Raw genomic sequence first — 14,292 nt, 5'->3', positions numbered from 1 at the left:
ACATTTATTGACTGTTAATTGTTAAAGAACCAAAATCTTTTCTACTCAACCGGACTACTTATTTACCCAGTTTTGCGTCGCAGCGTTGTGTGCGTCAGCAGCAGAGAAACGAGATTATGAAGCACTTTTTTTCCGCTGTCAACACCTGCAACTCTTTTCGTTTTATCTCGTTCTTTCGAACCAGCCAAACCGTTGCAATCTATTCACAGCTTCCAGCCTTCCGCAGTTCTTAACTCCCCCGCTCAGACTCCAGCTTTGCTTCACTTCCTCACCCCGCTCTTCAGCGGGAGGCGAACTATAGCAAACCTTTCCTACTCTTTGCAAGCCTTTGCACTAAATTATTTACGGGGTTCTTTTGGGAGGTCTTTATTCTAGTACGGCGCGCTACGCACACGGCTCTGATTTGGGCGCCTGCGCATAGGGGGAGGAAACAGCGCGCCCTACTCTGTTTCTTTACTTAGTTCCCAACTGATCCACGGAAGGCGCAGAGCTCCGGCCTTCTCAGGAGTGAGGGGTGGATGTTATCTTTCTTGCGACGTACAGGCTGACCACAGCAGTCTATTTGCTTATTAGTGCCTCTCAATCGATTTATCGTCGTCGCTTCATTGATTATTTGTATGAATATAAAGTAAGGTTAGATTTTTCCCACTATCCTTAATTTTCATGTCTGCAAATTCAGAAGGTTCGACCAAGGCAATATTTTATGCATTGGGGGCAAATGGCGGGATTGCCATTGCGAAGTTTGTCGCGGCTATCTTTACTGCGTCTGGCGCAATGCTGGCGGAGGCGATTCACTCTCTGGCCGATTGCATCAATCAGATCTTCTTGTTAATAGGCTTACGGGAAGCGAAACGGCCACCTGATGCGGCGCACCCGATGGGCTATGGCCGTGTGGTGTATTTTTGGGCGATGATGGTGGCTCTCTTGCTGTTTTTTCTGGGCGGTGCGTTTTCTGTCATGGAGGGGCTGGAACGCCTGAAGCATCCGGAACCTTTGAAAAACCCCATCGTCGCCTTGCTGGTATTGGGTGTATCGGTATTGCTGGAGAGTTTTTCCTTGTACGGCGCAATGGTGGAGATACGCAAGATTGCACTGGGCAAGTCTTTCTTTCAATGGTTCCGTGAAACACGCCAATCTGAATTGATGGTGGTAGCGGGTGAAGATATTGCTGCGCTGGCTGGTTTGGCCGTGGCGTTTATTGCTGTTGTCCTGTCGGTAGTGACTGGGAACCCGATCTGGGATTCAGTCGGCTCCATCATCGTGGGCTGTTTACTGATGACGGTCGCTTTTTTCGTGGTCAGGGAAGTCAAAGCGATGATTACTGGTGAATCGGCAGCGCCGGAGGTCAATGCTGCCATACGTGCACATATAGAAGAACATCCGCAAGTCGATCATGTGATCAATCTGATTACCCTGCAATGGGGTGAGCAGTTAATGATTGCGGTACAGGCAAAGATGCGCGCACAAGGTTCTGACATGGCACTGATTGATGCCATCAATGAGGTGGAAGACGGCATACAAAGCAAATGGCCGCAAGCGAAATGGTGTTTCTTTGAGCCGGATATAGACGGTGGCGACGATTAAGCCGCGCCCGCATTATCCATCGCGTCAGCCGATTTGAGCAGCGCATGGATGGCGCGCTCAAACAAGGGTTCACTTTCGACGAAGCGTATCTTGCCGCTGGCAAGGAATTCACAAAGATTGCGTATGCTGAGTATGGCGGGAAACTCTTCACCATCCATACTCAGTACCACATTGCTTATATTCGGATTGACCCAACGTACGCAGGCGCGCCCCTTATAGGAGCCAAGCTTAAAGTCAAGCAACACACCACTGAGTATGCGTTCAAGGTACTGTTCCTCATCCTGACCGGTACGCTGTACTTCGACAGCAATGCTGTCATCAACAGAACTCTTTTGCTTCTTGAGTTCGGCATCCAGAATCCTGGCGGGCAAGCTTAATTCAGCCAGCACATTTACCAGGAATTGCGCCCGGGCAAATTCATGATCCTGAATTTCCGAATTTTCTACCGTGTCGGTCTGATTGGTGAACTGTTCAAACAGCTCATGCATGACAGGCAGGCTGATGTTGTGCTGCTTTTTGCTGTCTGGTGGGCGCAGGGCTTTTGCGTGCGCATCTGCCAGCCAGTTCATCAATTTTTGCTGCCTTTCTTTTTCCCAGCCTATCAGATCAAGCCCGTGACGCAAGGTGCCCAGCATGACAGGCAACATGGAAGAAAGCAGGTTTCTTTCATCCCCTTCGGGCTTGGCGAATACACTCCACAACAAGTCCGGCACCAGCAGACGATAACGGCGCGCCTGTATGGCATCAGTGCGCTCTGCAATTTCTATCGCCGCAACCCAGTCGTTTTTGAAAAAATCGCGAAAATACGGATCGATACCCAAAGGCGGTAACACTTTTGCCATTTCTGCGCTGATACAGGCAAACCGCGTGAAGCGGATTTCTGCTTCACCTATGGCTTTGACAGTACGCCGTATATGCGGGTCATAGGTGCGCAACTCGCGGGCAATGAAGGTTTCAAACCGGTTTTGTATGCGGGAAAACAGTTCAGGCACTTCGCTGTCATGACGCAACAGGGTTTTGATGATGCGAGAAATCTCTTCTGTTACCTGGGCCTGGGCATCGGTATCGTGAAGCTGCTGAGTACTGAAAGCAATTGAGCAAATGCGGTTCAATAAAAGGCGTGCAGGGTGTTTGCCATCGGTCAGCAGATGTTTGTCTTTCAACGCCAGTTGCAGTATCAGGAATTGCAGGCGACCCAGTTCTATACGCATGGCAAAGGGAACCAGCTCATCAAAGAGCATGAATTCAAACAGCATGGCGACGATATCTATCGTCATCTGTTCATCTGCATCTTTGGCCAGGCTGTACAAGGCGTCTTTGTGTTCGCGTATGAGGTTACGGATTTCATCCCGCTCATCGGTCATGGCGGCACTGTCAGGCGTCATGACCTTATGCATTTGCCCCAACACCTTGAGTAAACCTGGCACTGCTTCACCGGCCAGATTTGTTTCGATGCCATGCCTGGCCTGGCCTGCAATTTTTTGCAATTGCTCCGCGACGAAAGCCGCAGGGACTTGCACGGTGTCACCGCCAGAGTGCCCGGCAGGTAGTGGATTGAAGATGTTACGAGCCGGTGCAGCACCTGTTGCTGTACCACTGGCCCCAGCATCATGATTTGCGCCAGGCGTGCTGCCAGTGTAGGGCAAAGCGCCTTCGTCAGTGCTGGTTTGATACTGATTGCCTGCAACAGCAATCTCACCAAATGCGCGGCGTAAAGCACCGCCCAGCGCAGTTGCGCCACTTAACCAGCTCGGGCCAGAAGATGCTGAAACCGGAGATGCTGTTGCTGCCGGTATGACAGCAGCAGCCATCGCCGCGAAGGTTGCAGGCACTTGTATCATCTCTTGTGCCATGCCAGTAAGACCTGCGTTACCCGACCCACTGCTGACCGGCGCAGGCGCGCCAGCATTCCCCCTGCCACGGACAGAGTGGAACAATTGTTCAAGACGGACCACCGGGCTTTGCTGGGCAAAACCGTGACTTGCAGAGGCAACTGCCGCAGCGCCGCCTCCCTGCCCAGCTGCCTGTGCGCCAGGAAAAACCCCAGTCTGCATGGAAGAATAAGCAGCCTGATTCTGCCCGCCGGGGGTACGACCCACTGGTTTTTCAGGTGCCTTGCTGATTTTCAGTGACAGATGCGCACTGATGCCCTGTTTTTCCAGGGCTGCGTTGGCTGCCTGATAAACACTGGGCATGCCACTGGCCAGGCTTTCGCCCAACTGTTCGATGATGATTGCTTCCAGCTCTGGCAAAAGCCGCAGGCTTTCTATCGCCAGAAAAATACAACGGGACACCAGGTAGGGGCGAAACGGGTTTTCACGTTCACGGATATCATCTTGCCCAAATAAAACGGCAATCCGTATATTCAGATCGATGATTAACTGCTCTGCCCTGTTGCGAAAGTTTTGCGTCATTTCATTGAAACGCAAAGTGCTTTCGAAAGTGGAAGAATCCAGCAATGCCAGTTCTGTTGAATGATCCAGCGCAGAAGCGGGGCGGAAGGTACTGTATGCCGTGCCGAGACTGCGATCCAGCAGTTGCCCCATATTCAGCAGCAGGTTCTGCAGGATCTCAGCCCGTTTTTCTTGCAGGATGGTGCGCGCATTAAGGATGCGTCTTTGCTCTGTCGATGAAATACCGCTAGCAGATGCTTTGGAAAACAAGGCTTCCAGCGCAGCAGGCATCATGCCTTCTACTGCATTGTGAAATGCATGAGCAAATTCAGCACGAGTGCTGGACAAGGACTCGTTTGCGACCATGTGCATCCTATTACGAGAAGAACACTTTCAAACAATACGCTGAAATTACCTGATTGTCAGGAAAAAGGCAGGCAATGCCCTTCCTGACTCAGGTAGCCAGTCAACTCAAGCTGCCTTTTTCTTCCTGACGGCAGCTTTCTTTGCCGGTGCCGGTGCTGCTTTGGCTGTTGTTTTGGTTTCTGCATCAGGTTCAGCTTTGGCCTTGCCTTTAGCAGGAGCTTTTGCCTTGCGCTCTTCAAATTCAAAACTGACCTTGCCATCCTTGCCCCTGGCCAGAAAAGCCTTGAACGGACGACGGGTACGCTGGGAAATGAAGCCTGGCAATAAATCCGTCTTGCCCTCATTGAGCAATTTGGCCATTTGTTCCGGCAGTATTTCTTGTTGCAAGATGATACGGCCACTGCGGAAATCGCAAGCCTTGGGCTTGGCCATGCTTTTCTCGCACACATATGCCAGACCCATTTCGTACACGCCACTGCCGCATTTCGGGCAGGGGCCCAATGAAGTCTGAGTGGAAAAATCGACCGGCTCGCCATCTTCGCCTTCGTCCTGGTTCTGGCCAAAGTCAAATTCCAGCTTGAGGTTATTATGGTCGGCATCAGGCACGATTTTCAAAATCGCGGCAAATGGACGTCCCATCTTGGAGCGGAAGCCCTGCAAAGGCCCGATTTCACGCTTGCTCAATAACTCTTCCACTTCGGCCACTTCAAACTGACGACTACCCGGTGTTTTGCTCATGGAGAACTCACACTTGGTACAAGCGAAGCGGCGATAGTTTTCTTTCACCACGCTACCGCAATGCGGACACGGTGTTTTCAAAGTGGCATAGTCACCTGGTATGGTGTCGTTATCGTATTCCTTGGCGCGCTTGACGATGATCTGGGTCATCTGGGCAATTTCGCGCATGAATTCTTCACGGCTGATCTTGCCTTTTTCCATTTGGGACAGTTTATATTCCCACTCACCGGTCAGTTCTGGCGAAGTCAGCTCATCCACTCCCAGGCCGCGCAGCAAGGTCATCAACTGGAAGGCCTTGGCGGTAGGCATCATTTCACGGCCTTCGCGCAGCAAGTATTTCTCCGTCAGCAGACCCTCAATGATGGCAGCACGGGTGGCCGGTGTACCCAGGCCTTTGCCAGCCATGGCTTCACGCAAATCGCCATCATCGACCAGTTTGCCCGCACCTTCCATCGCGGACAACAGGGTTGCCTCGCTATAGCGTGCGGGTGGTTTGGTGACCAGGCCATTGGCTGTAATTTGTTCCGTCTGAACTTTTTCACCCTTGGCAACCGCAACCAAAGTGCCCTTGCTTTCGCCGTCTTTCTCTTCCAGCGCGTCTTTACCGTAGATTGCCAACCAGCCCGCGCTGGTCATGACCTTGCCTTCAGTCTTGAACTGATGGCCGGATACTTCGGTAATACGCGTAGTCACCTGAAATTCTGCTGACGGGAAAAACACAGCCAGGAAACGGCGTGTCACCAAGTCATACAATTTTTGTTCAGGTTCCGACAAATTCTTTGGTGCCAGGCCTGTAGGAATGATCGCAAAGTGATCACTGATCTTGGTATTGTCAAAAATGCGCTTGTTCGGCTTGACCCATTTATTTTTCAGGATTTGCGAAGCGAACTGGTGATAATTATTGCTTTCGGCAATATTGCCCAGTGTCTCCTGGACAGTGGGCAGATAATCTTCCGGCAAATGACGCGAGTCAGTACGCGGGTAAGTCAGTACCTTGTGTTTTTCATACAAGGCTTGCGCCAGTCCAAGCGTATTTTTGGCAGAGAAACCAAAACGCGCATTCGCCTCACGCTGCAAGCTGGTCAAATCAAACAGAGGAGGCGCTATTTGCGTCGCAGGTTTGGATTCTTCAGTAACGGCGCCCTGACGACCCCGGCAAGCGGCAACGATGGAGTCGGCGGCGGCCTTGCTCCACAGTCGCTCTGCTTTTTTCTCTGGATCAAGCTCATCTTTCTTGAACTGATGATCTTGCCAGCGCCCTTCATAGATACCAGCTGCGCAGACAAACTCCGCACGCACTTCCCAAAAATCCCGGGAAACAAATTTTTTGATCTTTTCTTCGCGCTCAACCACGATAGACAGAGTTGGCGTTTGCACACGCCCGACCGTGGTCAGGTAAAAGCCGCCTTCTTTTGAATTGAAGGCAGTCATGGCGCGTGTGCCGTTAATACCAATGAGCCAGTCGGCTTCAGAACGGCATCGCGCCGCATCTGCCAAAGGCATCATTTCAGCATCGCTACGCAATTTCTGAAAACCCTCACGTATCGCACCGGTCGTCATGGATTGCAACCACAAACGGCTGACTGGCTGCTTGGCCTTGGCATTTTGAGCAATCAGGCGGAAAATCAGTTCCCCTTCGCGGCCCGCGTCACATGCGTTAATCAGGCCAGTGACATCCTTGCGCTTGATGAGCTTGTTCAGCACTTTGAGGCGGGACTCGGTCTTGGCGATCGGGTTCAGGGCAAAATGCGGCGGTATCATAGGCAAATGCGTGAAGCTCCATTTGCCACGTTTGACGTCATATTCTTCCGGGACGGTTATTTCCAGCAAGTGCCCTACTGCCGAAGACAGCACATAATTATCTGATTCAAAATAATCATCATGCTTGGTGAAGCCACCCAATGCTTTCGCTATGTCATTAGCGACAGAGGGTTTTTCGGCAATGATGAGCGTTTTTGTCATTTCGGGATTCTCGATAGTTACTGTAGTGTCACCAATGTCGAATAGGCAACATTTTGCAAAATAAGCGTAAGACTAACCTAAATTAGCGGGGAATGATAAACGTGAAAGGCTAAAAACGGCAATCAACAGGCGATTTTTGCCACAAATCTTCCATTTAGGAAATGATTAGTGCAAAAGCCGTGTGACGCTGTCGTCATCTGACAACAATAATTCATCAAACATGAGCATGTCTGGTTCTGCGCCCTGACTCCATAACATCATCAGCACGATGATGCGCAGCTTATCAAGGGGCATTGGAGATTCATTGACTACCAATGCTCTTTCGATCACAATTTCACGCTGAAGCGAGTTGAGCAAACCCGCTGATTCCAGAAATTGGATGAAACCAATCGCAGGGCTACCCAAAACAGCGATTTCCTGTTCAGCGTAAACCCGGAAACCTTTGGAAACTTGTGGCGCAGCCGCTGGCTCTGCCGACGTCATGGCCAAGCCAGTGAGCCAGTCAAGTGCCTCCGAAATCTCATCCTCGGGAAACCCCACTGCAGACAATTTTTTTGTCAACGCAGCGGTATCGGGACAAGCATCCGGGCGGTAATACGTTTCGTAAAGATAAACAAGAATATCAAACATACTGCTACTGTAGCCTTTGCTGCGGTTTCAAACAAGCCCCACTAAAGCAAGCCGGATAGCAATTGTTTGCAATAGAGTCAGATCAGCCTTATTCTTCTTTGGCAAACTCTGGCTTGCTTGACCCCAAAATATTGACATAGTGTAAGCCAATTCAGTTTTTACAGTGCAGCGCCGCTTAACCTAGCCGGCGGAACAAGCCTCCAGGCAAAGATTCCAGCTGACCATCCAGTTCCAGATTCAGCAATTGGGCATTCAGACTGGCAATATCAATGCCTGTTCGACTTGCCAAAATATCCATATGCATCGGGTCGTAACCTAATTCCTTCAGTATGGCATGTTCTGAAGCAACCAAAGTTGCTGCTCCAGATATGGGGCTTGCTAGCGGATTTGCCAAGGGCAGCGATATTTGCAGTTGCAGCTCTTCCAATATATCTTGAGCAGACTCCACCAGCTTGGCGCCCTGGCGTATCAATTGGTGACAACCCTTGGATAAAGGAGAATGAATAGAACCAGGGATGGCAAATACTTCACGTCCTTGTTCGGCAGCCATACGTGCAGTAATCAGTGAACCGGATTGCGCAGCAGCTTCTACCACCAGCACTCCTTTGGCTAAACCGGAAATAATGCGGTTACGTCTGGGGAAATTAGACGCGATCGCCGGCATGCCAAGTGGGTACTCACTAACGATACAACCTTCTTCAGCAATCAAGTGTGCGAGAGTGCGATTACGTGCGGGGTAGACAATGTCAGCACCAGTACCGATAACGGCAACGGTTGACCCCTTGCCACGCAGTGCGCCCTGATGGGCGGCCGCATCAATACCCGCCGCAAGACCTGAGCTGATGGTCAGGCCAGATTGACTGAGGCTGGCAGAAAATTCTTCGGCATTTTTAATGCCTTGAACGGTGGCGTTGCGGCTACCGACCACGGCGATGGTGGTGGCATCAAGCAAGGACAGACGGCCTTTGGCATAGATGAGTATTGGCGGGTCGGGGATTTCCAGCAAGGCGCGCGGATAATTTGCATCAGCCAGTGTCAGGACATGATTGCCAGGCTGAGCACACCATTCCAGTGTTTTTTCTATCTGCCTTGCCAGGCTCTCTGAAGGCGGGGCCAGTAAGGCTCTGGCGTTTTTTTCAGAAACCACCTGGCAAAGTGCGGCATGGCTGGCCGCAAAAATCTGATCCGGCAGACCAAACCGCGCCAATAGATGGCGGGCAGCTTCGCCGCCCACACCAGAGGTTTGTTCCAGCCTGAGCCAGCTAGCTAAATCCAAGTCCAGACCCGCCAATATAATTAATCTTGCCTATTATTTTGGCGATCTGGCTGCATCACCCACTTTCACAGAGTCGGTGACTTGCATGATCAGACCATAAGAAATATTGCTGAATACGCGGAAGATGAACAAATTACCTATCGCTTCATCAGGCAATTTAACCTTGCGGTTGTTGTCAGTTTTATCTTCAATCGTCGGGCCATAGTTATACAGGGTCAGCACAGTACCCAAATTGAGGCCATCATCCTTGCCGCGATTGATGGTGACAATCTGACTTTGTCCTGCAACTGTGACGCCGCCATAGACAGACACGACACGCGCATCGACTTCATCGATAGGTGGATGCGGCGCATAATTAAGAATAGGGGAAGGCGGTATCGGCATCAAACGATCACCAACAGACATCTCTTCTTTAGAGTTGACTACCAGGAAAGTATGGACATCGCCTTCGTCGCCGGCTTCCTTGTCGAGCTTGACGGTGCCCAGATAAACGGCCTCATAGCCAATGATAGCCTTAGTTTCCGGGTCGCGCAAAGGCGTGCCAGGGCGGAATACCTGGAAGGATGTACTGCCATCAAGGTCGCCGCGCACATAGGCTTTTTCACCCTGGCCCAGGTTAACACGTCCCTCTTTGGTGCCAATAATGCGCGGCGTTGAGGCCAGTTCATTATTTTCTACGATCAATGGCTGCGACAAAAACGGTTCTATCACAGAAGCTGGAATTGCCGGTATCGCATCATCACCCAGGCCACGGTCACGAGATCTTGGCGTCCATTTCACTTTTGGTATGCCGCCAGGATTACCCAGGCGCAAACGTCCATTGACGCGGTCAAAGTAGACGATCTGACCCGGATAAATCCAATGCGGGTTCTTGATATCTTCCTGATTCATGCCCCAGACGACTGGCCAGCACCATGGATTTTTCAAGAACATGGCAGAAATACCCCACAGCGTGTCGCCGCGGACTACTTCGTGTTTATCAGGTGCATCCGGTAAGAACTCGCATTTGGTTCTACTGGCAACGGCTTGCGCCTGTGCCGTGGTCGCCTGCCCGCCTGCGGCAAGTGCATCAGTTGCCATCAAAGGTAAGCTGACTGCGAAGATGGAGGCGATTGTGCTAAACTTTTTCATGAATAATATCCGATGCAAAATACTGCGACAGCGCAAATTACGCGCGCAGGCAAGCGCAATCTTGCAAAACTTGCCAAATTGAATCAAATTCTGCCCATAAATCCTTGAACTAGCAAGAAAAACTGCGCAATAAGTCCCAAGGCTTGTTGTGAAATGTCTTATGACGATACTAAATATACTGCGCTATCCCGACGCGCGCCTCCATAAAGTGGCAAAACCGGTAACACAATTTGATGAACGCCTGAAGACGCTGGTGGCTGATATGGCCGCCACCATGTACGACGCCCCTGGTGTCGGACTGGCCGCGTCCCAGGTTGACGTGCATGAACAGTTGGTGGTGATCGATGTTTCTGAAACCAATGACCAGTTGCAGGTTTTCATCAACCCTGAAATTCTCTGGGCCAGCGAAGAAAAGAAAATATACGACGAAGGCTGTCTGTCTGTGCCGGGTATTTATGATGGCGTAGAACGACCAGCCGAAGTCAAGGTGCGTGCATTTGATGCCGAAGGCAAGGCTTTCGAAATCCATGCCACTGAATTGCTGGCAGTTTGCATACAGCATGAAATGGATCATTTGAAAGGTAAGGTATTTGTCGAATACCTGTCGCCCTTAAAGCGTAACCGCATCAAGACCAAAATGCTGAAAGAAGAGCGCGAAGAACAACGCAAACGGACAGGTAGCTGATGCGCGTCATTTTTGCCGGTACGCCGGAATTTGCGGCTACCGCCCTGCAAGCGCTGCATGACGCTGGTTTTGAAATTCCACTGGTACTGACCCAGCCTGATCGCCCAGCTGGGCGCGGCTTGCAATTGCATGCCTCAGCCGTCAAGCAATTTGCCTTGCAAAAAGGCATTCAGGTTGCGCAACCTATCTCTCTGCGTCTGGATGGCAAATATCCTGAAGTTGCTCAGGATGCCCATCAGCTATTACAGGCAACACCCCATGATGTCATGGTGGTGGCTGCCTACGGCTTGATATTACCTTTGTCTGTACTGAGTATTCCCCCGCTGGGGTGCCTGAACATTCACGGTTCATTATTGCCGCGCTGGCGTGGTGCAGCGCCCATACACAGGGCGATAGAAGCAGGCGACAGGGAAACCGGCATTACCATCATGCAAATGGAGCAGGGTCTCGATACAGGCCCCATGCTCCTGAGCCAAAGCGTAACGATCGCTGAGACCGACACTACCGGCAGCCTGCATGACAAACTGGCGCAACTGGGTGGCGAAATGATCGTTGAAGCGCTGAAAAGATTGGAACAGGGCAAGCTGGAAGCCACCATACAGCCGGAAACGGGCGTGAACTATGCAGCCAAAATCAGCAAAAGCGAAGCAGCGCTGGATTTCACGTTGCCTGCGGATGTACTGGCACGCAAGATACGGGCTTTCAACCCCTTTCCTGGCACCCATGCCATTTATGCGGACAATTCCATCAAAATCTGGCATGCCCGACCTGTTGAATTTGACAATAAAACAACAAAATCACTACCAGGTCAAATTCTTGCCGCCAACTCAACGCAAGGAATAGTGGTTTCCTGTGGGCAAGGTGCGTTAGAATTAATTGAATTGCAAAAACCCGGAGGCAAGCGGCTGGCTGCGGCAGATTTTCTGCAAGGCTTTAATTTAATTGAAGGTGACCTCTTCAGTTAATGTAAAAAGTGAAGCAAAAAAGCTACAAGTTTGCGACTTACAGGCTGGTCTAAGCGTTATATAGACGGAAATAGTCCAATTAATGCCTGGTTGCAAGCAAAATCTTTGTTGCTTACCGCTACTTGTTGTATTCTCTTACACTGAATTATTGCCATTATTGTTTTCGATAACAAAAACACTGACAAAGACCTAAAAAAGGTGAGCTCATGAAGAAACTTCTTCCCATTGCCCTGGCAGCCGCGCTGTTGGCAGGTTGTGCAACTAAGTACAGCGAAACGCCGTTAGCTGGCAATTTCCCGACGACCACGCAAAATAAATTGCAAGCGGCGTCGCATTGGCTCCTGATCGCAAAAGATGTAGCAGAACAAATCAAACTCGGTACCGATAAAATCGGCGCACCGGTCTATGTCTTGCCACCTCAGCAAAACAGTGCTTTTACTCAGGCCTTCTATACTGAAATCATTACTGCACTGGTTAATCAGGGCGTGACAGTCAGAAGAACCAATGATGGCACAGCACAAGTCATTGATATCGAAACACAACTGGTGCGTTTTGCGCCAAACCGCCACCAAAACCAGCGTTTCGTCAGCGTTACAGCGATCGGTGCTGGCATAGCGGCCATACACGGTCTGGGCATACCAGTGAAAACCGATTACGTACTCGGTGGCCTAGGCCTGGCTGCGGCCTATGACTGGACCAGCTGGGTGAATCAGGAATACGCCAAAGGTGCAACGCCAAGACATGAACTGATCGTGACCACATCACTGGTCAAGAATTCACAGTTTATTGCGCGTCGTACCGATGCTTATTATGTCTCTGACTGGGATTGGACACTTTACAATAAAGAAACCGATTTCAATTTCCGCGTCGTTGGGGGTCAATAATGATGAAGAAATTAGCACTCATAATTACTTCAGCAGTCGCACTCAGTGCCTGCTCGAGTATGGGGTTCAATAATGCTCCAGTAACCAGTGCGCCTGTACCGACCTGGAAAGACGCTGAAGCAAATGAATTTATTCCCGCCAATCAGCGCGCGGCAACAGCGTTGATCCGCAATGCCGGTTTGAACCTGGATCCATCGCGCCCCTTGATCGTTGCGACTTTGGCAAATATCAATACGCTAGAAGAATCTTCTCCTTTTGGCCGTATCGTTGCTGAGCATGTATCCGGGCAATTCACCCGTAACGGCTACAAGATGATAGAAATGAAGTTTCGTGAGAAAGTCTTCATGAAACAGAATGTTGGCGAATTTTTGCTGACCAGGGAAATCAAGGACGTTGCCCAAAACCATAGTGCCCAGGCTGTCATCGTGGGTACTTATGCAGAAAGCGACAAACTGGTTTTCGTTAATCTGAAACTGATACGTCCGATTGATAACGTGGTGATCAGCACTGTTGATTACGCTGTACCCATGGACAAAACCATCAAGGCTTTGCTGGGTCGTCGTTAATCTGACATAAGCACAAACACGCATAGGCGACAGGTTAAAACCTGTCGCCTTTTGTTTTTATGCTGGTCATCCCCCTATGTGAGCAAACAGGTCACTGCTCGCCGCCCGGCTGATCGCCAATACTGCGGGGTGTGTCAATTTACGCTGTATGGAAATGGCGTAGAACTGTTCCCTGATATCATCTGTCTGACCCAGTAACTGCACATCATATTGGCGCATGAGCATATCGGCGATCACCGTGGGGGCGGCAAAAAACCCCGCGCCAGCCTGACCAAAAGCACTCATGAGAGCGCTATCATCAAATTCACCTGCGATACGTGGATGCAGATCTTGCTGATCAAACCACTGTAATAAGCGCGAGCGCAAGGCCGCATCTTCGCCAGGCAGCAAGAAGGGCGCCCCCTCCAGGTTCAGAGGAAAGCGCTGAGGATACTGCTCAAGCAAACTGCGCTTTCCGAAGAAACTGATACCGCATTCCCCCAGCAAATGGCTGTAGCCACGCACATTGGCACTGGCTGGCATGGCGCTATCCGACATCACCACGTCCAGCTTATGCGTGGCCAGGTCAGCCAGCAAGGTTTCGAGCTTGCCCTCGCGGCAATTGATGCGCAAGGTTTGTGGCAATTTCAGGGCTGGCTCCAGCAAACGGTAAGCGACGGTTTTTGGCAAGGCATCTGACACGCCGACACGCAGTTGCACGGTACGCTCGGTAGGCCTGTGGTGCAAGACTTCTTCCAGCTCCTGTCCAAGGGCAAAGATGTCGTCGGCATAACTTAATACCAGTCGTCCAGCCTCGGTCAATTCCAGATTACGTCCATTTTTACGGAACAGGGCCTCACCCTGGATTTCTTCGAACAGGCTGAGTTGCCCGCTGATGGTTTGCGGTGTGATATGCAATTGCTCACTCGCGCGGGCAATGCTGCCTGCTTTTGCCACCATCCAAAAATAGTGCAGGTGCTTGTAGTTAAGGGCGGGCATAAGTCTTCAGATAGAAAATACATCGGTTTTTACGATCTTATTTTCAATTATATTCGACTTTTATTGTTTATCTGCAAGAACTACACTATTGCTACCTTCTGTTGAGAAGGTGAGGCCATTCCATTCAGTATGAA

At 50.6% G+C, this 14,292-nt stretch carries 11 protein-coding genes; 5 read left to right on the top strand and 6 right to left on the bottom strand.

The annotated features are described in order from the left end of the window. Window positions 1–663: 663 nt before the first annotated feature. Window positions 664–1,584, top strand: coding sequence for a cation diffusion facilitator family transporter (locus ACO0LH_RS08195; RefSeq protein ID WP_422940544.1), 921 nt, complete (start codon window positions 664–666; stop codon window positions 1,582–1,584). On the opposite strand, the gene ACO0LH_RS08190 is transcribed toward ACO0LH_RS08195, so the two are convergent. The 5 genes from ACO0LH_RS08190 to ACO0LH_RS08170 form a co-directional block, all read right to left on the bottom strand. Next, a complete protein-coding gene (locus ACO0LH_RS08190) occupies window positions 1,581–4,343 on the bottom strand; it encodes a DUF1631 family protein (protein ID WP_422940543.1) in 2,763 nt (920 codons plus the stop codon). The genes ACO0LH_RS08195 and ACO0LH_RS08190 overlap by 4 nt on opposite strands. A gap of 105 nt (window positions 4,344–4,448) precedes the next feature. Then, window positions 4,449–7,043: a DNA topoisomerase III gene (locus tag ACO0LH_RS08185; RefSeq protein WP_422940542.1), complete on the bottom strand. Its 2,595-nt coding sequence runs from the start codon at window positions 7,041–7,043 to the stop codon at window positions 4,449–4,451. A 165-nt stretch (window positions 7,044–7,208) separates the two neighbouring features. After that, on the bottom strand, window positions 7,209–7,673 hold the full coding sequence (locus ACO0LH_RS08180) for a DUF494 family protein (protein ID WP_422940541.1): 465 nt from the start codon (window positions 7,671–7,673) through the stop codon (window positions 7,209–7,211). 175 nt (window positions 7,674–7,848) lie between these two features. Beyond that, window positions 7,849–8,949: a DNA-processing protein DprA gene (gene dprA / locus ACO0LH_RS08175; RefSeq protein WP_422940540.1), complete on the bottom strand. Its 1,101-nt coding sequence runs from the start codon at window positions 8,947–8,949 to the stop codon at window positions 7,849–7,851. 33 nt (window positions 8,950–8,982) lie between these two features. After that, window positions 8,983–10,080: a LysM peptidoglycan-binding domain-containing protein gene (locus tag ACO0LH_RS08170; protein WP_422940539.1), complete on the bottom strand. Its 1,098-nt coding sequence runs from the start codon at window positions 10,078–10,080 to the stop codon at window positions 8,983–8,985. Between the two features lie 160 nt (window positions 10,081–10,240). On the opposite strand from ACO0LH_RS08170, the gene def reads away from it, so the two are divergent. From def to ACO0LH_RS08150, 4 genes are all read left to right on the top strand, one after another. Beyond that, a complete protein-coding gene (def, locus tag ACO0LH_RS08165) occupies window positions 10,241–10,765 on the top strand; it encodes a peptide deformylase (protein WP_422940538.1) in 525 nt (174 codons plus the stop codon). Then, window positions 10,765–11,730: a methionyl-tRNA formyltransferase gene (gene fmt, locus ACO0LH_RS08160; RefSeq protein WP_422940537.1), complete on the top strand. Its 966-nt coding sequence runs from the start codon at window positions 10,765–10,767 to the stop codon at window positions 11,728–11,730. The genes def and fmt overlap by 1 nt, the downstream gene beginning before the upstream one ends. A gap of 206 nt (window positions 11,731–11,936) precedes the next feature. After that, on the top strand, window positions 11,937–12,614 hold the full coding sequence (locus ACO0LH_RS08155) for a hypothetical protein (RefSeq protein WP_422940536.1): 678 nt from the start codon (window positions 11,937–11,939) through the stop codon (window positions 12,612–12,614). Then, the gene (locus ACO0LH_RS08150; RefSeq protein WP_422940535.1) at window positions 12,614–13,180 is read left to right on the top strand and encodes a FlgO family outer membrane protein; all 567 of its coding nucleotides are present in this window, start codon (window positions 12,614–12,616) and stop codon (window positions 13,178–13,180) included. The genes ACO0LH_RS08155 and ACO0LH_RS08150 overlap by 1 nt, the downstream gene beginning before the upstream one ends. 66 nt (window positions 13,181–13,246) lie before the next feature. Here the strand turns inward: ACO0LH_RS08150 and nhaR are convergent, their stop codons facing one another. Next, window positions 13,247–14,158, bottom strand: a complete 912-nt coding sequence (gene nhaR, locus ACO0LH_RS08145) for a transcriptional activator NhaR (protein ID WP_422940534.1) — start codon at window positions 14,156–14,158, stop codon at window positions 13,247–13,249. Window positions 14,159–14,292 lie beyond the last annotated feature (134 nt).

Source organism: Undibacterium sp. TJN19 (assembly GCF_049339485.1).
GTDB lineage: Bacteria > Pseudomonadota > Gammaproteobacteria > Burkholderiales > Burkholderiaceae_D > Undibacterium.
Note: the sequence above shows the minus strand (reverse complement) of the source record. Positions and strands in the feature narration are given on the sequence as shown.

What these genes read in the sequence shown, in the direction of transcription:
- ACO0LH_RS08195 (WP_422940544.1), top strand. Translation starts at nt 664, where the DNA reads ATGTCTGCAAATTCAGAAGGTTCGACCAAGGCAATATTTTATGCATTG.
- ACO0LH_RS08190 (WP_422940543.1), bottom strand. Translation starts at nt 4,343, where the DNA reads ATGGTCGCAAACGAGTCCTTGTCCAGCACTCGTGCTGAATTTGCTCAT.
- ACO0LH_RS08185 (WP_422940542.1), bottom strand. Translation starts at nt 7,043, where the DNA reads ATGACAAAAACGCTCATCATTGCCGAAAAACCCTCTGTCGCTAATGAC.
- ACO0LH_RS08180 (WP_422940541.1), bottom strand. Translation starts at nt 7,673, where the DNA reads ATGTTTGATATTCTTGTTTATCTTTACGAAACGTATTACCGCCCGGAT.
- ACO0LH_RS08170 (WP_422940539.1), bottom strand. Translation starts at nt 10,080, where the DNA reads ATGAAAAAGTTTAGCACAATCGCCTCCATCTTCGCAGTCAGCTTACCT.
- def (WP_422940538.1), top strand. Translation starts at nt 10,241, where the DNA reads ATGACGATACTAAATATACTGCGCTATCCCGACGCGCGCCTCCATAAA.
- fmt (WP_422940537.1), top strand. Translation starts at nt 10,765, where the DNA reads ATGCGCGTCATTTTTGCCGGTACGCCGGAATTTGCGGCTACCGCCCTG.
- ACO0LH_RS08155 (WP_422940536.1), top strand. Translation starts at nt 11,937, where the DNA reads ATGAAGAAACTTCTTCCCATTGCCCTGGCAGCCGCGCTGTTGGCAGGT.
- ACO0LH_RS08150 (WP_422940535.1), top strand. Translation starts at nt 12,614, where the DNA reads ATGATGAAGAAATTAGCACTCATAATTACTTCAGCAGTCGCACTCAGT.
- nhaR (WP_422940534.1), bottom strand. Translation starts at nt 14,158, where the DNA reads ATGCCCGCCCTTAACTACAAGCACCTGCACTATTTTTGGATGGTGGCA.